Source organism: Nocardiopsis sp. NPDC055551, from assembly GCF_053619415.1.
The window spans coordinates 281,929-305,069 of the sequence record NZ_JBSHJJ010000009.1 but is presented as its reverse complement, the minus strand read 5'-3'; the positions used below and the strand labels follow the sequence as shown (position 1 = coordinate 305,069).

15 protein-coding genes are annotated in these 23,141 nt (G+C 69.2%); 7 read left to right on the top strand and 8 right to left on the bottom strand.

Annotated features, from left to right (window positions below; genetic code table 11):
- Positions 1–10 precede the first annotated feature (10 nt).
- Complete coding sequence (locus ACWGSK_RS18290; protein WP_358513918.1) at positions 11–985, top strand: EamA family transporter; 975 nt, start codon at positions 11–13, stop codon at positions 983–985.
- Here the strand turns inward: ACWGSK_RS18290 and ACWGSK_RS18285 are convergent.
- Complete coding sequence (locus ACWGSK_RS18285) at positions 893–3,787, bottom strand: glycoside hydrolase family 2 TIM barrel-domain containing protein (protein WP_452456326.1); 2,895 nt, start codon at positions 3,785–3,787, stop codon at positions 893–895. The two genes, ACWGSK_RS18290 and ACWGSK_RS18285, sit on opposite strands and share 93 nt — an antisense overlap.
- Positions 3,787–5,937: an alpha-galactosidase gene (locus ACWGSK_RS18280; RefSeq protein WP_452456325.1), complete on the bottom strand. Its 2,151-nt coding sequence runs from the start codon at positions 5,935–5,937 to the stop codon at positions 3,787–3,789. The genes ACWGSK_RS18285 and ACWGSK_RS18280 overlap by 1 nt, the downstream gene beginning before the upstream one ends.
- A gap of 220 nt (positions 5,938–6,157) precedes the next feature.
- Between ACWGSK_RS18280 and ACWGSK_RS18275 the strand changes: the two genes are divergently transcribed.
- From ACWGSK_RS18275 to galK, 4 genes are read left to right on the top strand one after another with little or no spacing between them, the layout of a single operon-like run.
- The gene (locus tag ACWGSK_RS18275; protein ID WP_452456324.1) at positions 6,158–6,946 is read left to right on the top strand and encodes a DeoR/GlpR family DNA-binding transcription regulator; all 789 of its coding nucleotides are present in this window, start codon (positions 6,158–6,160) and stop codon (positions 6,944–6,946) included.
- Positions 6,943–7,974, top strand: a complete 1,032-nt coding sequence (gene galT, locus ACWGSK_RS18270) for a galactose-1-phosphate uridylyltransferase (RefSeq protein WP_452456323.1) — start codon at positions 6,943–6,945, stop codon at positions 7,972–7,974. The genes ACWGSK_RS18275 and galT overlap by 4 nt, the downstream gene beginning before the upstream one ends.
- Entirely contained in the window at positions 7,971–8,930 is a 960-nt protein-coding gene (gene galE, locus ACWGSK_RS18265; protein WP_358513908.1) for a UDP-glucose 4-epimerase GalE, read from the top strand. Before galT ends, galE begins: the two co-directional genes overlap by 4 nt.
- Positions 8,927–10,093 (top strand): galactokinase, encoded by a 1,167-nt coding sequence (galK, locus tag ACWGSK_RS18260; RefSeq protein ID WP_358513906.1) that lies wholly within the window; start codon positions 8,927–8,929, stop codon positions 10,091–10,093. The genes galE and galK overlap by 4 nt, the downstream gene beginning before the upstream one ends.
- Positions 10,094–10,169: 76 nt before the next feature.
- Here the strand turns inward: galK and ACWGSK_RS18255 are convergent, their stop codons facing one another.
- From ACWGSK_RS18255 to ACWGSK_RS18245, 3 genes are all read right to left on the bottom strand, one after another.
- Entirely contained in the window at positions 10,170–11,327 is a 1,158-nt protein-coding gene (locus ACWGSK_RS18255; protein WP_358513904.1) for a pectate lyase family protein, read from the bottom strand.
- A gap of 198 nt (positions 11,328–11,525) precedes the next feature.
- On the bottom strand, positions 11,526–12,539 hold the full coding sequence (locus tag ACWGSK_RS18250) for a hypothetical protein (protein WP_452456322.1): 1,014 nt from the start codon (positions 12,537–12,539) through the stop codon (positions 11,526–11,528).
- A gap of 384 nt (positions 12,540–12,923) precedes the next feature.
- Positions 12,924–14,102, bottom strand: coding sequence for a macrolide family glycosyltransferase (locus ACWGSK_RS18245; RefSeq protein WP_452456321.1), 1,179 nt, complete (start codon positions 14,100–14,102; stop codon positions 12,924–12,926).
- A gap of 84 nt (positions 14,103–14,186) precedes the next feature.
- On the opposite strand from ACWGSK_RS18245, the gene ACWGSK_RS18240 reads away from it, so the two are divergent.
- Entirely contained in the window at positions 14,187–15,122 is a 936-nt protein-coding gene (locus ACWGSK_RS18240) for a Gfo/Idh/MocA family protein (RefSeq protein WP_452456320.1), read from the top strand.
- A gap of 33 nt (positions 15,123–15,155) precedes the next feature.
- Here ACWGSK_RS18240 and ACWGSK_RS18235 read toward each other — a convergent pair whose 3' ends face one another.
- Entirely contained in the window at positions 15,156–15,419 is a 264-nt protein-coding gene (locus ACWGSK_RS18235) for a GlsB/YeaQ/YmgE family stress response membrane protein (protein WP_358513944.1), read from the bottom strand.
- Positions 15,420–15,627: 208 nt separating this feature from the next.
- Between ACWGSK_RS18235 and ACWGSK_RS18230 the strand changes: the two genes are divergently transcribed.
- Positions 15,628–17,763, top strand: a complete 2,136-nt coding sequence (locus tag ACWGSK_RS18230) for a tetratricopeptide repeat protein (RefSeq protein WP_452456319.1) — start codon at positions 15,628–15,630, stop codon at positions 17,761–17,763.
- Positions 17,764–18,168: 405 nt separating this feature from the next.
- Here the strand turns inward: ACWGSK_RS18230 and ACWGSK_RS18225 are convergent, their stop codons facing one another.
- Both ACWGSK_RS18225 and ACWGSK_RS18220 read right to left on the bottom strand, forming a co-directional pair.
- On the bottom strand, positions 18,169–19,410 hold the full coding sequence (locus tag ACWGSK_RS18225) for a hypothetical protein (protein WP_452456318.1): 1,242 nt from the start codon (positions 19,408–19,410) through the stop codon (positions 18,169–18,171).
- A 374-nt stretch (positions 19,411–19,784) separates the two neighbouring features.
- Entirely contained in the window at positions 19,785–22,892 is a 3,108-nt protein-coding gene (locus ACWGSK_RS18220; protein WP_452456317.1) for an AfsR/SARP family transcriptional regulator, read from the bottom strand.
- Positions 22,893–23,141 lie beyond the last annotated feature (249 nt).

Below are 23,141 nucleotides of genomic sequence, written 5' to 3'. Positions count from 1 at the left end.
GGGGAACACGGTGAGCGGCCGTGGGCGGACCGCCGCCGACACCCTGATCACCGCGCTCGCCCCCATGGTCTGGGGCAGCACCTACCTGATCACCACGGAATTCCTGCCGCCCGACCGGCCGTTCCTGGCCGCGCTCACCCGCGCCCTGCCCGCCGGGCTGCTCCTCCTGCTCATCACCCGCTCCCTGCCCAAGGGCGTGTGGTGGTGGCGCGCGCTCGTCCTGGGCACCCTCAACATCGGCGCCTTCCTCTACCTGCTCTACATCGCCGCCTACCTGTTGCCCGGCGGGGTCGCGGCCCTGGTGATGGCGGTCCAGCCGGTGATCGTGCTGTTGCTCGGGGCGCTGGTTCTGCGCGAGGCCATCCGCCCGGCCCACGCCCTGGCCTGCCTGTTGGGCGCCTTGGGCGTGGCACTGCTCGTGGTGGGCCCCGAGGCCGCGCTGAACCCGATCGGCGTTGTGGCCGGCCTGCTCGGGGCGGTGTGCATGGGTTCGGGGATCGTGCTCACCAAACGTTGGGGCCGCCCCGAGGGGGTGGGCGTGCTCGCGACCACCGGCTGGCAGCTCACCGCCGGTGGACTCGTGCTGCTTCCCCCGACCCTGCTGGTGGAGGGGCTGCCGTCCTCGATCACCATGGCCAACCTGGGCGGTTACGTCTACCTCGGTCTGTTCGGCGCGCTGCTCTCCTACGTGGTGTGGTTCCGCGGCATCGAACGGCTCCCCGCCCTCGCGGTGTCCTTCATGTCCTTCGCCAGTCCGCTCACCGCCACGCTCCTCGGCTTCCTCGTACTGAACGAGACCCTCACCGTGACGCAGGGCCTGGGCGCTCTGGCGGCGGTCGGGGCGGTGCTGCTGGTCCAGCTCACCGCGCACCGACCACCGCGCCGTACCGCCTCAGCCGCGGAGCCGGGTGAGGCCCGCGCGGAGCCGGTGGGTCCCCGCGAGGAGCCCGTGGACTGGCAGCACACCCGGACCGCAGGAGGCTGAACCCGACCCGTGGTGATCGGCGTCCACCCGCAGGTGCACCCGGTCCCCCGCGACCAGCTCGTGCGGGTGTCGGGCCGCGTCCAACTCGTGGTCGCTCCACCGTCGCGCGGTGAACTCGAACTCGGGGTCGCCCTGGACCCGAAGCCCGGAGCCGGCCTCGTCCCACAGCTCCAGCCACCGCGTGCCGATCCGCCGGCCGTTCTCCTGTGGGCGCAGGTAGGGGGTCTGCAACCCGTCGACCGTGTCGGTGAACCGGCCGATCCGCACCCCCTGGGCCATGTCCCGGTACGCCTCGCCGGGCCCGTACCCGAACCACTCGATCGCGCCCAAGGCGCCCGGCAGGGTGAGGTCGATGCCCAGGCGCGGCAGCGGACAGATCCACTCCCCCGTCGCCGTCACGGTCAGGTCCAGCCAGAGCGTGTCGGCGTCGGCGGTCCACCGGTAGGTGGCGTCCAGGCACAGGTCACGGGCGGCCGGCGCGAGGCGGGTGCGTACTTCCAGGGCGTCGTCGGCCACGTCCACCGCCACCCGTCGTTCGGTGAGCCGGTCCAGCCCGAGCCCTCGCCAGAACGGGGCGAGCCCCATGCCGTGCAGACCCTCGTCGTTGTCGGTGGGGACACGCCAGACCCCCACCCGAGGTTCGCCCACGTCGAGGCCGCCCACCGTGAGCAACCGGCCGGTTCCGGCGTCGAACAGACCGGGGCCGAGCCGCAGTCCCTCGCCGTCGAGCAGCGGCCGCGCCGGCGCCTGCTCGGGTGCGGGCCTCCGATCGACCAAGGGTGCCTGTCCCCACGCCACCTCGTGGCCCGACCCGGCCCATGGAAGGTCGTCGGTCAGGTGCGCGGTGACGGTCAGCCAGGTCTCCGCGCCCTCACCACGGGGCACCTCCGGCAGCGGCACCTCGATCCGCTCGCCGGGGGCGAGCACGGGAACCGGCAGGCTCCCACCACCGAACACCTCGCCCTCCTCGGCCACCTCCCAGTCGAAGGCCAGGTGGGCGGTGTCGGCGAAGGTCAGCAGGTTCTCCACCGTCACCGTCGCGGCCCGGGGGTCCACCGTGAGGCGCAGCGGGGCGAAGGTGCGGGCCAGCGCGGTCAGACCGGGGCTCGGGACCCGGTCGGGCAGCAGCAACCCGTCGGCCACGAAGTTCCCGTCGTGCAGCACCTCCCCGAAGTCGCCCCCGTAGGCGAACCACTCGGTGCCGTCGGGTTCCCGTCGCCGGATCCCGTGGTCGATCCACTCCCAGACGAACCCACCGACCAGGCGCGGGTGGCGCTCGAAGAGCCGCTGGTACTCCTCCAGCCCACCCGGGCCGGCGCCCATGGCGTGGGCGTACTCGCACAGGACGAACGGAAGGGAACGCCGGTGATCGTCCGCCTCCGGGTCCTCGATCACCGGTTCCTCCCCACGGCCGATGCCCTCGACCTCGGCGTGCTCGGGGTACATCCGCGAGTACACGTCCACGTAGGAGCTGTCCCACTCGCCTTCGTAGTGCACCGGACGGGAGGGTTCGTGTTCGTGCACCCAGTCGGCCATGGCTCGCAGGTTCTCGCCCCGGCCGGACTCGTTGCCCAGCGACCACAGAATGATCGAGGGATGGTTGCGGTCCCGCGCCACCGTCCGCCGGATCCGGTCCAGGTAGGCGTCGCGCCAACGCGGGTCGTCGGAGGGGTTGCCGCGCCAGTCGACCACCTCGAACCCGTGGGTCTCCAGGTCGCACTCGTCCACCACCCACAGGCCCAGTTCGTCGCACAGGTCGAGGAAGTCCGGGTGCGGCGGGTAGTGGCTGGTCCGCACCGCGTTGACGTTGTGCCGCTTCATCAGCAGCACGTCCTCGCGCATGGTCTCCCGTGTCACCGCGCGGCCGTGGTCTGGGTGCCACTCGTGCCGGTTGACCCCGCGCAGCAGCAGGGGCCTGCCGTTGACCTTCAGCTCCCCGTCCTCGATCACGACGGTGCGGAAGCCGATCCGCAGCCGGACCCGTTCACCGGGGGCCACCACCTCGGCATCGTAGAGCCTCGGTGTCTCGGCCGACCATGGTTCGATCTCCCCCACCCGGTGCGCGATCCCGGGTTCGAGGTCGGTGAGTCCGAGTTCGGGCAGATGGACACGGGCCCCGGGGAAGCCCGTGACGTCCACGCGCAGGGTCCCCACGCCGGTGGTGTGGTCGTGGTCGGCCACGACCGTGACATCCTCGATCCCGTCGACGGGCCGGGACAGCAGGGTGACGTCGCGGAAGATCCCGGACAGCCACCACATGTCCTGGTCCTCCAGGTAGCTCGCGGCGGACCACTGGTGCACCCGCACCGCCAGGACGTTGCGCCCGGCCCGCAACAGGTGCCCCACGTCGAACTCGCTCACCAGCCGGCTGCCGGTCGCGAACCCCATCTCGATGCCGTTGACCCACAGCCGGAAGAAGGAGTCCACGCCGTCGAAGCGCAGTACCGCGCCGCCGCCCTTGGGCCATCCCTCGGGGAGGTCGAACACGCGACGGTACTCCCCCGTGGGATTCTCGTCGGGCACGAACGGTGGGTCCAGCGGGAACGGGTAGTTCACGTTGGTGTAGGCGGGCGCCCCATGACCGTGCAGTTGCCAATGGGCGGGGACGGGCAGGTCGTCCCAGGTCGTGTCGTCGAAGTCGGGCGCCTCGAACCCGCCGGTGTCCTGCGGGGCCTCGGGCAGCAGGCGGAACCGCCAGACGCCGTTCAGGTCCAGGGCGGGCGCGTCGGAGCGCAGGCGGGCGCGCGGGGCACGGGCCCCGGACGATGGGGCGAACCCCTCCAGCGCGGAGTACTCGGGCATCAGACCTCCTTCAGGTGGAGCAGGATCAGCTGACCGGGGTTGATGTTGGGCATCTGGAGGCCGGCGCGGGCGAGCACCGCCCCGGAGAACTCTCGGGGTTCGCCGCCGAACCACTCCGGCGTCACCTGCTGCATGGTCGAGGGCCATCCCGTGTCCTGCCGCCAGTGCACCAGGTAGCGGCGGTCCTGGCGCAGTCCGGGCAGGCGGACCCGGCCGGGCAGCGCGCGCACGGACGCCTCCGGTCGCGCGTACCGGAACAGCGCCTCGCCGCCGTCGGTCGCCACGACGCCGTCGAGCTGTTCGGCCGGGTCGGGGGTGTCGGCGTGCACCACGTCCCCCGAGTGCAGCAGCGGGCGCATCTCCTTGTAGAGCCGGATCCAGGAGGCCAGCGCGGCGAGTTCGGTCTCGTCGCAGGTGGTGACGTCCCACTCGATCCCGGCGTGGGCGAACAGGCCGGCAAGCAGCCGGGTGGGCAGCGATGCGACCCGGCCGGTGGTGTGCGACTCCGGAGCGCCCACGTGGCCGCCGATGAGTTCAGGGGGAAGGAGCAGCTCGGTCCACCGTTGGATGGCGAGCCGGTCCAGGGGGTCGTTGTTGTCGGAGGCCCACACCCGATCGGTGCGGGCGAGGATGCCCAGGTCGACGCGGCCGCCCCCGGAGGAGCACGACTCGATCTCCAGCCCCGGGTGACGGGCCCGGAGCCGATCGATGAGTTCGTACACGGCCAGGGTCTGGTGGTGGACCCCGGCGGAACCGGTGGGCGCGTGCACGGCTTCCAAGAGGTCGCGGTTGTGGTCCCACTTGAGGTAGTCGAGTCGGTACTCGGTGACCAGGGCGTCCAGGCGCTCGAACACGTACTCCAGCGCCTCGGGGCGGCCCAGGTCCAGCACCTGCTGGTTGCGGCTGGGCAGCGCGGGGCGGCCCTGCGGCGCGAGGAACCACTCCGGGTGGGCGCGTCCGAGGTCGGAGTCGGGGTTGACCATCTCGGGTTCCACCCACAGCCCCACCCGCATCCCGTGGGAGCGCACGTGGTCGAACAGCGGGTGCAGCCCGTCCGGCCACACCTGGTCGTCGACCGTCCAGTCGCCGAGGCCGGCGGTGTCGTCGCGGCGGCCACGGAACCAGCCGTCGTCCAGGACGAACCGTTCCACGCCGATGCGCGCGGCGGTGTCGGCGAGTTCCCTCAGCCGGTCCAGGTCGTGGTCGAAGTAGACCGCCTCCCAGGTGTTGAGCACCACCGGGCGCGGTGAGGTGGGGTGTTCGGGGCGGGCGCGCAGCCAGCGGTGGAAGCGTCCGGACATCCCGTCCAGTCCCTGATCGGACCAGCTCAGGAACACCCATGGGGTGGTGTGGGACTCGTCCCGCCCCAGACGCACCTCGCCGGGGTGGAGGAGTTCGCCACCGACGATGACCGCGTCGGCCTGCCCCGCACCCTCGGGGAGACGTTCGGCCAGGTGGACGTGGTCGCCGCTCCAGGCGGTGTGCACGCCCCAGACCTCACCTTCGCGGAACCCGAAGCCCGGGGTCCCGACGGTGAGAACGAGCGGGGAGTCGTGGCCGGTGCGCCCCCGGCGCGAGGCCCGAGTGCGGGTGCCCATGCCCAACGGCGAGCGCTGCGGGACACGTTCGCGCACCCAACGGCCGGTCGGGTCCAGGACCTCCTCGGCCTCGCGGGGCAGCGGGAGGGTGACGTTGAGCGTGTCCAGGGTCCAGGGGGCCGGATCGAGGTTGGTGACGGTGTGCCGGACCCGGACCAGCCCCTCGGGTTCCATGCGCAGTTCGGTGCGGAGTCGAAGACCACCGCCCTCGGCGGAGACGGTGACGCGTCCGCCCACGCCGGGTTCGGCGTCCTCCAACGGATCCACGTCGACCTCCACCCGCGACCAGGCCGGATAGGTGATCCGCCCCTCGTGGTGCCCGGCCAGCCCGGGGTGTCCGCGCCATCCCTCACCTTGGGTCGGCACCAGGGAGACGTAGGTGGGAACGTCGACGCCGTTGTTGGCGGCCGGGGGTTCGGCGGCCAGGGCCAGCCCCTCGAAGTCGGGCAGGTCCGCGCCCCAGTGCAGGACGTGCGGGAGACCGCTCTCCGGCACGCGCAGGACCAGGGCGGCCCCGGCGGCCCGCAGGGTGATGGTGCGCTGGTTGGTCATCCTTGATCGCTCCCAGAATCGGTCCGGCCACGCGAGGGTCCATCGAGTGTGTGAGTGCCGACACGAACCTCCACATCGTCGACACTGCACCCGCGAAATGTCAACGCTTATCAACGGTTTCCCACACGCCTCCCGGAACCAGACCCCCATTGACAGTGACCGACCAGCCAATGAGACTCTGATTCAACAGAATCCAACATTTTCGATCACAGGGGGCAGGATGCTGGCCGCGCAACGACAGGAGCTGATCCTCGATCGGCTCCGGCAGGACGGAAGCGTCCGCGTCACCGACCTCGTCGCGTCCCTGGCCGTGTCCGACATGACCATCCGACGCGACCTCGACGCCCTGGAGGGACGCGGCGCCCTGCGCAAGGTGCACGGCGGCGCGGTCGCCCCCGAGGGCCCCCGCACCGAGGAACCGGGCTTCCAGGCCAAGTCGACCCGGCAGGCGGCCGAGAAGCACGCCATCGCGCGGGCCGTGGCCGACCTCGTCGAACCGAACAGCGCCGTCGGCCTGTCCGCCGGGACCACCACGGCGCTGGTCGCCGAGTACCTGCGCGACACCCCCGGTCTCACCGTCATCACCAACTCGCTGCCCGTCGCCGAGGTCTTCCACCGCTCGGAGCGCTCCGACCAGACCGTCGCGCTGACCGGCGGGTTCCGCACCCCCTCCGACGCCCTCGTGGGCCCGCTCGCCCTCGCCTCCGTACACGGGATCAACCTGGACACCCTGGTCCTGGGCGTGCACGGCATGCACGAACGGGCCGGATTCACCACACCCAACCTGATGGAGTCCGAGACCAACCGCGCCCTGGTGGAGTCCGCCGCGACCCTGGTGGTCGCCGCCGACTCCAGTAAGTGGGACACCGTCGGAATCAGCACCATCACCCCCTTGAACCGCTGCGACGTGCTCGTCACCGACGACGGGCTCGCCACGGACGCCCGACACACCCTTCGAGACCACGTGGGCGACCTCGTGGTCACCGACGTCCCCCGGGAGACCGGATGAGAAAGACCACCGCGCGCCTGGCCGACGGCCGCGAGATCATCTACTTCGACGAATCCGAAGACGCGCACCGCGAACTCCATGACCCCCGCGACCTGCCCGAACGGGCCCCCGGATCCGAACTGCGCCGGGATCCGCTGACCCGCGAGCAGGTCGTGGTGGCCGCGCACCGCCAGAGCCGCACCCACCTACCGCCCAGCGACCAGTGCCCGCTGTGCCCCTCCACCATCGACCGGCACACCGAGGTCCCCGCCGCCGACTACGACGTGGTCGCGTTCGAGAACCGCTTCCCGTCGCTCAGCGGTGACGAGGGACGCTGCGAGGTGCTCTGCTTCTCCTCCGACCACGACACCTCGATGGCACAGCTGGGCAGCGCCCGTGTGCGCACCATCGTCGACGCCTGGGCCGATCGCAGCGCCGCGCTCGCCGAACGGCCCGGCATCGAGCAGGTGTACTGCTTCGAGAATCGGGGCGAGGAGATCGGGGTGACCCTGAGCCACCCGCACGGTCAGATCTACGCGCTGCCGTTCGTCACCCCCCGCACCACCTCCGTGGTGGCCTCGGCCCGCGCACACCGGGAGGAGACCGGCGGCGACCTGTTCGAGGACATCCTGTCCGCCGAACGCGAGGGGCCGCGCGTGGTGCTGCGGAACGAGCACTGGACCGCGTTCGTGCCCGAGGCCGCCCGCTGGCCGGTGGAGGTGCACGTCTACCCGCATCGCGACGTCCCCGACCTGCCCTCGCTCGACGACGCCGAACGTGACGCCTTCGCGGAGCTGTACACCGACCTGCTCGGCGGGCTCGACCGGCTCTTCGACAAGCCGCTGCCCTACATCTCCGCCTGGCACCAGGCGCCCGTCCGCGACTCCGAGGCCCGGGACCTGTCCCGGCTGCGGCTGGAGATCTTCTCCATCCGCCGCGCCGAGAACAAACTCAAGTACCTCGCCGGCACCGAGTCCGGCATGGGCGTGTTCATCAACGACATCGCGCCCGAGACCACCGCCCAACGCATCCGAGAGGCCACCCCGTGAAACTCCTCGTCACCGGCGGCGCCGGTTATGTCGGCAGCGTCGTCACAGCACTGCTGTTGGAGGTAGGGCACGAGGTCACCGTGCTCGACGTGCTCTCCGCCGGTCACCGCGACGCCGTCCCCGGCGGAGCCTCCTTCGTCGAGGGGGACATCCACGACGCGACCCGAGTCCTCGACCCCTCCTTCGACGCCGTGCTGCACTTCGCCGGAAAATCCCTGGTGGGCGAGTCCGCGCAGGACCCCGGACCGTACTGGCACACCAACGTCGGCGGCACCCTCGCCCTGCTGGAGGCCATGCGCGAACACGGTGTGGACCGGCTGGTGTTCTCCTCCACCGCCGCCACCTACGGTGACCCCACCTCGGACACGCCACTGCGCGAGACCGACCCGGCCTCGCCCACCAACCCCTACGGCGCGGGCAAGCTCGCCGTGGACCACATGCTCACCGGGTGGGCGCGCGCCCACGGTCTGGGCGCCATCAGCCTGCGCTACTTCAACGTCGCCGGGGCGCACGGCGGGCTCGGCGAGCGGCACGACCCGGAGACCCACCTCATCCCCAACCTGTTGAAGGTGGCCACCGGGGAGGTGGAGCACGCCTCGGTGCACGGCACCGACTACCCCACCCCCGACGGCACCGCGATCCGGGACTACCTGCACGTTCGCGACCTGGCCGACGCCCACTCGCGCGCCCTGGAGCACCTGGAACCGGGCACGCACCGGATCCACAACCTGGGCAGCGGCGGCGGATACAGCGTCCGCGAGGTGCTGGACGCGGTCCGACGGATCACCGGCCACCCCGTTCCCGTGGTCGACGGTCCCCGACGCGCGGGCGACCCCGCCATCCTCGTGGCGGCCAACGACCGGGCCCGCGCCGAACTCGGTTGGTCGCCCACTCGCGGTCTGGACGAGATCGTGGCCGACGCCTGGGAGTTCACCCGAAAGCGGGTGGAGACGTGAGCGGGCCATCGTACGTGGACGAGTGGGGACTGGCGGGCCGATTCCAGGAGGCGTTCGGTCGCGGGCCGGAAGGGATGTGGGTCGCCCCTGGGCGGATCAACCTCATCGGCGAGCACACCGACTACAACGACGGTTTCGCGCTGCCGATGGCCCTGCCGCACAGCCTGACCATCGCGGCGGCCCGCCGCACGGACGGGCGGGTGGGTGTGCGATCGTCGCAGTTCCCCGGCGCCCACGAATTCGACCTGTCGGGTCTGGCCCCGGGCACGGTCCCGGAGGGCGCCGCCTACCAGGCGGGCTCACTGTGGGCCCTGCTCGACGAGGGGCACCGGATCGGCGGGCTCGACCTGCTGGTGGACAGCACCATCCCGGCCGGCAGCGGACTGTCGACCTCGGCCGCGCTGTGCTGCGCGACGATCCTGGCCGCCACCGGACTGTACGGCGACGAACCCGCCCCGGCCGAGGTCGCGCGCCTGGCACAGCGCGCCGAGAACGACTTCGTCGGCATGCCCTGCGGGATCATGGACCAGTCCGCGGTGATGCTGTCCGACGAGGGGCGGGCGTTGTTCCTGGACTGTCGTTCCCTGGCCACCGAACAGGAGCCGTTCGACCTCGCCGCGCACGGCATGGCCCTGCTGGTGGTGGACACCAAGGCACCGCGTCGACTGGTGGAGGGCGCCTACGCCGAACGCCGGCGGACCTGCGAGGACGCCGCCCGGCTCCTCGGGGTGCGGGCGCTGCGCGACGTCACCGTCGAGGCGTTGCCCAAGGCCCTGGCGGAACTGCCCGACGAGCTCACCCGCGCCCGGACCCGGCACATCGTGACGGAGAACGACCGGGTCCTCAAGACGGTGGAACTGCTGCGCGGCGGGCGACCGCGCGAAGTGGGCGCGCTGTTCACCGCCTCGCACGTCTCCCTGCGCGACGACTTCGAGGTGAGCGTCCCCGAGGTCGACACGGCGGTGGACGCGGCGCTGACCGCGGGTGCGCTGGGCGCGCGGATCACCGGAGGCGGTTTCGGTGGCTGCGTGATCGCGCTCGTGGACGACGATCGGGTCGGCCCCTGCGGTGAAGCGGTACGTGCGGCCTTCGCCGAACGTGGTTTCGGCGCTCCGGACGTGTTCACCGCGCTGCCGTCCAAGGGGGCGCACCGCCTGCGCTGATCAGTGGATTTCTGCAAACGCTTGCCGGTGGCGCCGGACCGGATCCGAAAGGGTCCGGCGCCACCGTCGGGCCGGGTCAGGACGTGGTGTCGATGACCCCGGTGCCCGCGTAGGCCTCGACGTCCGCCTTGGCGTCCGCGGGGCTCTGGGCGGTGTAGTCGTAGGGCACCGTGAAGTCGGTGGTCGACTCCAGGTGCTCGTGCGGGGTGCCGTTGGTGAACTCGTTGTCCACCAGGTTCCAGTAGCCGGTCTCGGAGCTGCCGTACCACCAGCCGACCGGACCCTCGATCTGGCCGTCCTGGCTGTCGGTGTCACCGGAGCCGACGTTGTCGAAGTGGTTGCCCTCGACCAGCACCTGGGCACCCATACGGGCGTTGATCGCCGAACCGTCGATGTCCTCGAACACGTTGTTCAGCATGTGCACGTCCGCGTGCCGGATCAGCGGCACACGGGTGTTGAGGTTGCTGAAGTGGTTGTGGTGGTAGGTGATGAGGTCCGGGGCGGCGTCGGCCGAGTCGTTGTGGCCGACCAGCGACGTCTTCCAGTGGTCGCTGAACCGGTTCCAGGAGACGGTGACGTACTCGGAACCGTGTTTGATGTCGACCAGGCCGTCGTAGTGGTCCTTGTCGACGCCCTCCTTCTCACTACTGAAGTCGTTGTGGTCGATCCACACGTTGGAGCTCTGTTCGGTGACCTCCAGCGCGTCGCCCTCGCCCTGGGAGACGTGGTGGATGTTCAGGTTGCGGAAGACGACGTTCTCCGAACGGGTGACCTTGAAGCCGATCCCGTCGAACTCACCCGAGTCGCCGACGCCGAGGATGGACACGTTGGCCAGGTCCTTGACGTCGATCTTCTGCTCGTCGACCTGGTCTGCGGTGACCGTGACGTCGACGTGGACGACCACTCCGTCGCCACCGTCGTCGTGGTCGTTGAGGAGTTCGTACAGTGCCTCGCCCGGGGTGCTCTCCGCACTCCAGGAGGCGTACTCGCTCAGGACGTACTCCTCGACGCCGTCGCCGCCGAAACCGCCGGTGGTGCCGCCGTTCATGGCGGCGTAGCCCACGGGGGTCTCGCTGTGCGGGTCGGCGAGGGTCCGCGGGTCCGAGCCCGAGGTGAGTTCTCCGTCGACCTGCTGACCGGGGACCACGAACCAGGCCCCGGCGAGCAGTGCCGCGCCGCCCACGGCGGCCATCGCCACGGGGGTGGCGGGTCGTCTCCTGCGCTGGATGGACATGGGGGTGCCTCTCTGCCGGTGGGGGTCAGGGGATATCAGCGGGGTCGTCCGCACCGGCCGTGTGACCCGACCGCACTCCGAATGCGCACCGGCCCTGAGGCCAGATTGCTGCAAACGGTTGCAGTCGCCCCATCGTCAACGCCCGGCCACACGCTGTCAAGGGAGGTTCCCGCGAAAACCCCGCGGGAGCGCGAACTCCTAGAGGTGGCGGCGGACCCGTTCGGCGGCGGTGGTGTCGCCGATCCGCTCGTAGAGGCGTTCCGCCTCCACGAGGTGCCCACGCCAGTCGTCCTCCCGGTTCAACTGCCCCAGACCGGCCAGGAGTTCGCACACACGGGCCAACGACGAGACCTGGTCGTACTTCTCGAAGTCCTCTCGTGCCTCGTGCAACTCATCGCGGGCGTCGGCGAAGCGGCGCGCGGCGATGAACGCCCGGCCACGTTCCGATCGGACCTTGGCCGCGTTCACCTCGTCCGGTACGGCGTCCTCACCCGTACCGGCGAAGACCGCCATGGCCACGTCCAAGCGCTCCATGGCGTGCTCGAACCTGCCCGAGTTGAGCAGTGAGCGACCGACCAGCAATTCGAGGACGGCGATCCCGTGCGGCCACCCCAACGCCACCTTGAGGGGGCGGACGCGTTCGAACAGCGACAGCGCCGCGTCGTCCCGGCGGTCCCGCTGGGCCACGATGCCCCGACCCTCCAAGGCGGCGGCACGTCCGCGGTCGTCCTCATCGGCGTCGGCCAGGGTCAGGGCGGCCTCGAACTCCCGGTCGGCGCCGGTGAGCTCCCCGGTTTCGAGCAGCGTCAGTCCGAGCAGGTTGCGTGTGCGGGCCTCCCAGGCCGTGTCCTCCATGTCGCGGGCGGAGGCCGACGCGGCGCGCAGCAGCTCCACCAGTTCCGGTGCGCGGCCGGTTCCGCGCAGGTGGACCTCCAACGACTCCGTGATCCGGCAGACCGTCAGGTGGTTCCGGCTCTCCTTCGCCCCACGGGCACAGGAGACCAGGGATTCGGTGTTGGCGGCCATCCAGTTCCCGGCGTCCGTCGCGTCCGTGAAGACGGGAAGGTCGAGGTGGGTGGATTCGTCGGGCAGGGCCAGGTTCCATCGGCCGCAGATGAGGGCGGCGGCACGGACCGCGGCCTCGGACAGGTGGTCGGCGAACACGGATTCGAGCGCCTCCCGGTCCACGGTCGGCTCGGGGTCAAGGCTCATCGGGTCAAGTCTCACCACATCGTCCCCCTTCAATGGTGAGCGCAGAGCATGCGGGGTGCGTCGGACCACGGAAAAACTTGGGTCCGGTGAACTTCGGGGAGTGTTCATCGACAGTGGACAGGCGGGAACGCCGCGCTCGGCGTGGGGTGTTCGCCCCCCGCCGCTCGCTTCCCTCCCTCGGGCCGAGGTGGGCCGGCTCCCTCTTTCCGGCCCGTGCCTCGGCACTCGATCCCAGAGAATCCATGATGGTGGAGGACAAGGGGTTCCACCAGGGGATTACGGAATCCGTACCGGGCGCCGCGATGACCATTCATCGACCAAAGCCCGAACGACCTGTGGATTCGTCGATGACGGCAACGGGGCCGGCGTCCGCATCCGGCCACGTCAGGTGAGGGTCGCTCCTTCGTCGAGAAGCCCTTCGACGGCGTCGGCGGCGGCCCCGGCGCCGCCCGCCTCGTCGATCCGATCACGCATCCACCGCAGGCGTTCTCGCACGTTCGGGTCGTGGGCGACCTCCTCCACCGCCCGCCACAGGGAGTCGCCGTCGACCGTGTCCGGATCCAGGGCACGCCCGAGTGCGAGCTGTCGGATCCGATCGGCGTTGGCGCGTTGCTCGGCCATCTGGGGCAGGGCGACCAGGGGCACCTCGTTGGCCAGGCCCTCCATGGTGCCGCCCATGCCGGCATGGGTGACGAAGACGGTGGCGTGCCGCAGGACGGAGAGTTGGGGCACCTGGGCGTGGACCTCGACGTTGGGTGGCAGGTCGCCCAGGGCGTCGGGATCCGTTTCCCCGATCGACATGACCACGTGCCAGGGGCGCCCTTGTGCGGCGCGGGCGATCTCCCGGTAGAGCTCGGGGCGCTCGTTGTAGGCGGTGCCCAACGAGACCAACAGGACCGGGTCTTCGTTGGGCGGGGTCCACTCCTGTTGGAAGGAGCGGCCGGTCAGGGCCGGGCCGACGAACAGGTGGGTGTCGGCGAAGGATTCGCCCTCGTACTGGAAGGCCTTGGGCAGGGTGACCAGGCGCAACGCGGCACCGGTTCCCATCATGAACGCGCCCCCGTCGGCGAACCCCTGGGAGCGTGCGTAGCGGATCATCCGGAACACGGTGAGCAGGAAGCGCGGGTTCAGCGGGTTGATCCTGGTGTGGTCGTGGTGCAGCGACCAGTGCTTGTTGCTCACCAGGTTGGGCCAGTTCTCGACGGTCGGGACGCCCCAACGGTGGGCGAGCAGCCGTCCCCACCAGGCCAGCGTGGCGTCGTGCACCACCAGGTCGGGAGCCTCCCGATCGACCTGGTCGGCGTGGACGACCTTGATCTCTTCCAGTAGTGAGCCCATGGCGCGGATCAGCTCCGCGCCGTGCATCTGGGGTGACTCACCTTGTCCCTGCCAGGTCGTGGGGGTGGGCACGTGTTCGGCGCCGGTCTCGATGATCCGGTCGGCGAAGGCCTCGGGGGCGGCGAAGGTGACCCGGTGTCCGCGCCGGACGAGCTCGGTGGCCAGTCCGAGAAGGGGGTTGACGTGTCCGGAACCGTTGGGGGCGAAGAAGGCGATGTGGGCCATGCGGGCAATCTACCCCTCCCCCTTGTTGGGAGCGTTCCCATGCGTCAAGGTGCTCAAGGTTGATTCCTGATCTGGGAGGGACGCATGGGACTGCGATTCGGACTGTTGGGCACCGGTTACTGGGCCCGCGAGACACAAGGGGCGGCGCTGGCCGCGCACCCGGAGGCGGAGCTCGTCGGGGTGTGGGGGCGAGACCCCGCCAAGGCCGCTCACCTGGCCGAACACCTCGGCACCCGACCCTACGACGACGTGGACGCGCTCATCACCGATGTCGACGCCGTCGCCATCGCCCTGCCGCCGAACATCCAAGGGGACCTCGCGCTGCGAGCGGCCAGGGCCGGCCGTCACCTGCTGCTGGACAAACCGGTGTCCCTGGGTCTGGACGTGGCCGACGCCCTGGTGAGCGAGGTCGAGTCGCGTGGGTCGGCCTCGGTCGTGTTCTTCACCAACCGCTTCTCCGACAACGTGAACGAGTTCCTGCGCACCGCGACCACCGAAGGTGGCTGGCACGGTGCCCGGGCCACCCTGTTCGCCTCCATCTTCCAGCCGGGCAACCCTTACGGCGCTTCGCCCTGGCGTCGGGAGAAGGGCGGCCTGTGGGACGTGGGGCCGCACCTGCTCTCGGTGGTGCTGCCCGTGCTCGGGCCGGTCGTGGAGGTCACCGCGCTGAACGGCCCCCGGGACAGCGTGCACCTGCTGACCCACCATCGGGACGGGGCCGTCGGATCCTTCTCGGTCACCCTGGACGCGGCCCCCGAGGCCAAGGCGTTCGACATCGATCTCTATGGGGAACCTGGTTGGCGTTCGGTCCCCGGAGGTGATCGGAGCGCCGTGGAGGCCTTCGGATCCGCGATCGACCGACTGCTGACCCAGGCGGCCGGGGATCGGGGCGACCCGTGCGACCTGCGGTTCGGCCGCGACGTCGTGGCGGTGTTGACCGCCGCCGAAGAGTCCGCCCACTCCGGTCGGACCGTACACGTGGCCGAGGCCACCGGATCGGATCCGGTGACCTCGGGTTGAGAGTCGCGGGTGAGCGCGGGTGAGCGCCGCCGGTCAGGCGGTCTTGCCCGTGTTCTTCGAATACATCCCGTCGGCGAGGTAGACGATTCCCGCCGCCACCAGGACCTGAATGATCAGGACCAAGAGCCAGGCGGAGGTGAAGAAGCTGGCGATCCACCCGCCAAGGAAGGCGGCCACGATGCCCAGGACCAAGGTCAGCCAGATCGGCAGGTGCTGTTTGCCGGGAACGATGAGCCGCCCCAGGGCACCGATGATGATGCCGACGATGAGTGCGCTGATGATGCCGGTGATCTCCACAAGACCTCCCACAGTTGGACGCACCTCCGTCGTTCCCGAACACACCGGAAGAACACTGCTTCTCCGCCCCTGTTTCAAACCCTTTGCCGCCTTTTGGGCACTTCTCTTACTTTCCCCCTCTCCCGTCCGGCAAAGGAATACATCCGACGTCCTGGGGCACAACCCTCTCTGTCGATCCCTCTGTCGATGTCGAGAGAAAAGCTCCTTCATGCCCCCTCAGGAAGGTGACCGGCGCACCCCCGTCGACAACACCACGGGGGCCGTGCACGGCGGAACGGTGATCCAGACCGGGACCATCCACGGCTCCGTGCACCTGGTAACGGCCGGCTCCGACCCCGTTCCCCGACAGTTGCCGATGCCGCCCCGCATCTTTACCGACCGTGCGACCGAGTTCCGTCGTCTGGAGACCCTTCGGCACGAGGTCGCCAGTGAGGGACGCGGACGGATCATGGTGCTCACCGGTCCCGGAGGCGTGGGCAAGACCGCCCTGGCCACCCGTTTCCTCGACACGATCGCGGAGCACTTCCCCGACGGCACCCTGTACACCGACCTCCAGGGGTTCACCGAGTCCGGGCCCACCGACGCCTCGGACGTCCTAGACGCCTTTCTCCGGGCCCTGGGGGCCGAACCCGCCGCGATTCCCCATTCCTTCGACACCCGGGCGGCGGCCTTCCGCAGCCGGACCCACGGGAAACGGATCGCCCTCCTGTTGGACAACGCCATGTCGGCGGCCCAGGTCCGGGCGCTCACCCCGGGACAGGGACGGCACCTGGTCGTGGTGACCACACGATTACACCTGACCGGCCTGCGATTGGACGGCGCGGAGTTCCTGGACATCCGGCCGCTGGGTGAGAACGAAGCCCTCGAACTAGTGACGCGCATGCTCGGCGACGGCCGCGCCGGCGACGATCCCACCTCGGCCCGACGGCTCGTGGGCCTGTGCGGGCGGCTCCCCCTGGCCCTGCGCGCCGCCGTCAGCGGTCTCGCCCTGCGCCCCCACCAACCCCTGGACCGGCTGGTCTCGCGTCTGACCGACGAGGGCGAGCGTCTCGCCGCGCTCAGCCACACCCGGGAGCTCTCCGTGGACAGCGTGTTCACCACCTCCTATCGGGAGCTGTCCGAGCCCGACCGACGTCTGTACCGGTTGTCGGGGGTGCTGCCGGCCCGCGACCTGACCGTCGAGGTCGCCGCGGCGTTGCTGGCCACGGACCCGTCCGACGCCGAGAACCGCCTGGACCATCTGGTGGCGGCCAACCTCCTGGAGGAGACCCCCGGAGGCCGATTCCGTCAACACGACCTGATCCGGTTACACGCCCGCGCCCGGGCAGAAGAGGATGAGCCGGCGGAGGAGATCGAGGAAGCACTGGACCGGGTGCTGGAGTACTACCTGACCACCGCCGCCGCGGCCGACCGGACGATCAACCCCCATCGTTGGGTTCTGGCACCGGTCTTCGATCGCACACCCGTCCGTGACTTCGACACCCATGACGATGCCCTGAACTGGTTATCGGAGGAACTGCCTTCGTTGCGGTCCTGCGTGCACGCCGCCCATGACAGCGGACGTCACTCGACCTGCTGGCAGCTGTGCGAGACCCTCCGCAACCTGTTCACCCTGCGACGGCACTACCTGATCTGGCACGAGTGTTACACGATCGGCCTGGCCTCCGGCGACGCACTCGGAGACGCGGGGGTGCAGGCCTGCATGCTGCTGGCCCTGGCCGACGCCCAACGGAGCATGGGAGACCCGGAGGAGGCCTACGGCGGTTACCACCGTTCCCTGGAACTGTGGGAGCGCATCGGTCATCTCGATGGTGCGGCCAGCAGCCTGGAGGGATGCGGGATGAGCGAGTTGGACCTGGGCAGGCCCGCCCGGGCGATACCGCACTTCCGGAAGGCGATCGACATATACGAGGCCACCGGTCCGGAACGCGGGGTCACCCTCATGCTGCGTCGTCTGGGGAGGGCCACCCGGGACTCGGGCGAGTACCGAGCGGCCATTCCCTACTTCCTGAGGGCTCTGGAGGGTTTCGGCGCCGACGACGACGCCTACATGAGGGCCAGGACCCTTGGCGAACTCGCCGCCGCCCACCTCGCGCTCGAAGACGCGGTGCGGGCGGAGGAACACCTGGACGAAGCGCTCCCCCTGGCGACGAGGGTCGGCGCCTCCGCCGAGATCGCCGGGCTGAGGGTCATGCGCGCCGACGCGTTCCTCATGAGTGGGAACGCCGACGGCGCACGCGTGGAACTCACTCGGGCACTCGCCATCTACACGTCACTCGCAGATCCTCGGACCGAAGGAACCCGACGGCGACTCGACTCCCTGGCTCCCAACGAGGACGGGTGAGGTCGAACCCGATCGGCCAACGGCCCGGTGCGGCCCCCATGAGATTCCACGACCACCAAGCGTGGGCGAAGGACGCGAGCAGCCGCGCCACGCCCTGTCCCGATTCCTCCCAGGGTAGGCACGGAAGACGCCGGCGAACACCGTCCGTCCAACCCCTGGCGCGGATTCCTCCGTCCGGCCCGGCCACGACCGCACACCCGGGAAGGACGTCCAGGAGCCGATCGGCGTCCGCGGCGTGCCGCTGGATGGACAGGACCACGTCGGCCGCCCGGAGCCACCGGTCCTCCACCCCTCCGTCCGCGACCACGAGCAGGTGTTCGTCGACGAAACCGCTTCCGCCACGAGTCGAGCGCAACTCGACCGCGCACCACGTCACCCGGGGCGCCGAGCCCTCCGCCGGGGCTCTCACCGGTCCTCCGTTCCGTAGTGGAAGAAGGTGGGCGAGCGGAGAGGAGCCGGCACGGCGGTGTCACCCGGTTCCGGGAGGCCCAGAAGACGGTAGATCAGCTCGCGCACCAACGCGGCGGCCCGACCGGGCTCGGAGGTCAGCAGCGAGCGGTAGAGGTCGGTCACGCCCGGGTCGTGGCGACCGATCACGGTCTCCAGCTGCGCCGGCAACGACCGCTCCGGGTCGTGACGCCGTTCCATCCGCAACAGCACCTCCGACTGGGACCCCGGCGCCACCCCCTCCAGGCCCCCTCCCGTCAGCAGAACGGGGTTCCCCAGTGCAGCGGCCATGTAGGTGGTGCTGCCGTGATCGCCGATCACCACGTCGGCGGCCATGAGCAGCCCCAGCCACGAGGAGTTCGGTTCCAACACCCGCAGACCCCGTCGACGCGCGGCGGCCAGCCAAGCCAGGAGTTGCCGCGGGCTGTGGGCCGACCATACGCCGGGATGGACGAGCAGTGCCACGACGTGGTCGCCGGGGAGTGCCGTCATCACCCGCTCGACCAGGCCGGGCTCCATGCCGATCAGGGATTCCCCGCCCCAGGTGGTCGACAGGACGACCAACCTCTCGTCCGCGTCGACACCGGCGGCCTGTCGGAAGCGGTCTCGTTCCGAAGCCGAAGAGGTGGCCCGGTCATAGGCCGGATCCCCCACCACGTGGGTGATCTCCAGGGCCTCGGAGACCACTCGACCGATCGTGTGCCTGTGGTTCACGTGGGGAACCGTTATCGCCGCCGCCGACACCCGGCCATAACGCACCAGGGTCGAGTAGATCGCGTCGACGATGGGGGGCTTCCTGAGCGGTGGCCCGAACCCGGCACCCGGGGGGACCACACTGCTGAACCCCATGCCGTGCGGGACGACCAGTACCGGGGCCCGCAACTGTTCGAGGTGGCTGTTGTGCCCGTTGTTACCGGCGAGGGCGAGATCGAAGTCGTACCGGAGGGCCTGTTCCCAGGTCAGGAGCAGCCCGTCGAACCGCTCCAGGTAGCTCGCCGCGCTCGGGGAGAACCTGGAGTTCTGGGCCAACACGTACACGACCTGGATCCGGGGGTCGTGTTCGAAGAGGGAGACAACGTCTCCCAACCGGTCTCCGGCCTGGTGGTTCTCCACCACGACCGCGACCGTCTTGTCGGTGCGCAGGGTGACCGGGGCGACCGGTCCGTGATTGTCTCGTCTCCAGTGCTGCTTGTGCCCCATCGCCTGTGGACCTTCCCGGTTGATGACTCAATCCGGGTTCCACCCTGCGCCGACCGGCTGAACAGGGGCTGGTGGGAGACCTTGCCGGGAACTTGGAAACCTCATCGCGGACAAGCCCTGACCTTGCACGGACCTTGTCGAGGCATGTCCGCTTTCAGATCACTTGTGTACGCGTATCGGATCGTCGCTGGACACCTGTGAAGGAAGAGAGGTCAGATCCGGGGCAACGGTGCTCTGCGAAGCGAACAAGGCAGGACTTTCCAGGGAAGGGGGTAAATAAGCACCGGTAGCCACATTGCTCCAGTACCAGCAGGCACCTTAACCACACATCTGTCCGTACCGCAGATGGTTGGAGAAAGTCCTCCCGAAGGTCCCTAACCCACCGCTTGGCCCCTTACGTACTGGAACCACTTGATCTTGGAACGCACCTGCTCCAGGTAGGGCGTCGGCATCCGTTCGAGGTGCCGCACCGCCTCCGCCCAGTACGCCAACGCCTCTTCCGGGTCGCCCTTCAAGCTGCTGAGGTCTCCCAGACGTGAGCAGCACATCCCCTCGTTCTGATGCGCACCCGTGCTGGCGGCGACTCCCCTGGCCTCCTGGTACATCACCTCGGCCTCGGAACGACGCTGCTGTGCCGACCGCACGTCCCCGAGAGCTCGCAGAAGGGGTGATCTCGGAAGGGCGAGGTCATGTATCTCGGCCAGTTCGAGACCGTTCAACAAGGTCCACTCGGCCTCGGGAATCCTGCCCAAACCCAACAGGGCGGTTCCCACACCGACCTTGCTCCTGATCATCCCCGTGACGTCACCGGCGGACCAGAACCCTCTCTGGGCCGACTGGAAACTGTCGTAGGCGTCCCTATGCCTGCCCAGGTAGCTCTCCAGAAGTCCCCTGTTGTGCTGAGTACTCGCGATACCGAGAGCGTCACCATAGGCCCGGAACACCCACATACAGCGCTCGTTCAATGCCCGCGCTTCTCTGTGACGCCCCTCCCCGAAGCGCATCTGGAAGAGGTTCATGGCCACGCGTGCCGCCATGTGCTCATCCCCCAACGCCTGGTAGAGCTGTTTGGAAACGAGGAAGTGGCTGGAAGCACGATGGTGTCTTCCGGTCTCGCTCTGACTCAGCGCGAGATGGTTGTAGACCTTCGCGATGCCCCTTTGGTCCCCCAAATCCTGGAACTCGTCGAGAGAGGCCCTGTACTCGGAGATCGCTCGCAGGTGATCATCCTGGTCGGCGTGGAGAAGACCGACCTGGTCCCGGGCATACGGGATGTTCTGCCGACGACCGCACTCCTCCCACAGCGCGATCGCACGACCGAGGAGTTCCTCGACCTCACCCCGATCCATCAGCTTCAACCGCATGACGGCCAACTCGTAGAGAGCGTCCGCCGTGCCGAGGGGATCACTCAACTCACGCCAGGCCTCCACCGCCTCGACGAAGAGCTTTTCCGCCCGGTCCCAGGGGCCGTTGGTCTCCAAGAGCCCGGCCATGGCCAATGGAATCCTCGCCACGTACTCCGTGAACCCTCGTTCCCGGGCGTGTTCAATGACCCTCTCCACCGATGGAAAGGTGTCCGCGAACCACTCTCGTGCCTCTCTCGGGCTCTCGAAGTCCGGAGTGGCCGAACTACGCGTGATCGGGCGCTCCGTTCGTTGGCGCCCCGGCATCGCCGTGCGATCGGCGTTGTCCACGGTGGCCAGGTAGTAGTCCAAGATGCGCCGTTCCACCTCCCACCGCTGTCGCTCGGACATCGTCCGAGCCGCACGTTGGCGGGCGAATCGCCTCACGGAATCGTGCATCCGGTAACGCCCTGGGCTGACCTCGTCCAGGAAATGGACGTCGATCAGCTCATCCAGGGCCTTCTCCGTCTCGTCCCAATCACCTACGGATGCCGCCGCCGCGTGGTCCGGAACCACCGTCGTGGGGTGCAGACCCACACAAAGAAAGACCTGTCGGGCCCACACGTCCAGAGTTTCGTAGGTGTCGATGAAGACCGCCAAAGCCTCCGAATCCGCACCTTGCTCGGACGCCCTCGTATGCCTCTCAAGGTGATCTGCGAGACGGTCCAGGCTCCACGTGAACCGGCGCCTCAGCTGAGCCGAAGCGATCCACAACCCGAGCGGCAACCGATCGGCCAAGGCCACGACCCGGCTCACGCCCTCTTCCTCGACGTCACGCCCGCTGAAGGCGGCGAACATCCGTACAGCGTCTTCTTCGTCCAAAGGTCGTAGCCACAGCCGACGAGCGCCGTGGAGTCCGGCGAGGCTGCGTCTGCTGGTCACGAGTACGACGCTCCCAGCGGCCCCCGGAATCACCGGCACCACCTGGTCGTGGTGGTCCGCGTTGTCCAGGAGAAGGAGCACCCGCCGACCCGCGACCTGATTGCGCCACAGCGCCACACGCGCCTCGGGTTCTGTGGGGATACCGCTGCCCGAAACCCCGAGCATCTGTAACAGGCGGAAGAGGACCTGGTCCGAACTCGCTCCGGTCAAATCGGTCTGCAATCTGACGTCGAAGGCGTCTCGCAGGCGATGAGCGGCGTGCACGGCCAGGCTCGTCTTACCGACTCCGCCCAGGCCATGAATCAAGTGCACCGTCGATCGGCCATCGGAAGCACGCACTGAGGTGAGCAGGGTTTCGAGTTCCTCGTCCCGTCCCAGGAAGTCGGAGACGTCGGCTCGAAGAGTGTCCACTACCTCTCGACGGGGCTCCGCGAGGGGAACGGGTTCGGCCCATCGGCCTTCGTCGCCGTCGGCCTCGGTAAGGATCCGTTGGAAGAGCACTCGTGTTCGGGGACTGGGCTGGATGCCCAACTCGGCGACCGTGTGCTCCCGTAGCTCGGTGTAACACTCGATCGCCTCGGTGTGCCGACCGCACATCTCCAGGGCCTTCATGTGCAGGTACGCCAAGGTCTCGTCACGAGGGTGGTCCTCCAGCCGGAGGAGGGCCTCTTCGGGACCACCGAGGACGAGCCCCACCTCCGCCCACTGGCCGAGCAGACGGCGGTGCCCATGGGCCATGCGCCGCCGTAGGGAATCCGCCCACACCCCGGCGAACTCGGTGAGGGGTTCGCCGTCCCACAACTCCAGGGCCTCTTCCAGGAGCGCGAATGCCGCCGCGTGCTCTCCCCGTTGGGTGAGCTTGCGTGCTTGGTCGGAGAGGTTCCGGGCCCGATGCCAGTCGACCGCGTCGGGGTCGACCTCCAGGGTGTAGGTACTGGACCGACGTTTGATGTCGGTCGGCACGCCCGCGTCCTTGAGGCTTCTCCGGATCCGGCTGCAATAGGAGTAGACACTCGTGTGCACCGAGTCGGGCGGTGCTTCGCCCCAGACGCGGTCGATGAGGGTCGAGGTCGGTACGGGACGACCGACGGACTCTGTCAGTACCGCGAGGACGAGGCGGGCCTTGGGGGAACCCACGTCGACCGATCGGTTCTCGACCAGAATCTGTGGGACCGGGGTGAGGATTCGTATTTCCAACTTGTCACCACCCAACACGAACCATCATGACATCCGAATTACGGATTGCCAAGATTATTGATTCGGTCATCTTCAAAGAGTCCAGAATAAGACCCCATGAACAGGCAGGATACCCGCCAGGCAGGCGACAAACCTCGATGCTCGCATTCACACAGGTCGCGCGGTGTACATTCCGGCCCAATGGCGCTAGCATTCTCGAAACCGTGCACGTGAATTGCGCACGTTCCGCCGCACGTCATTCTGCACATT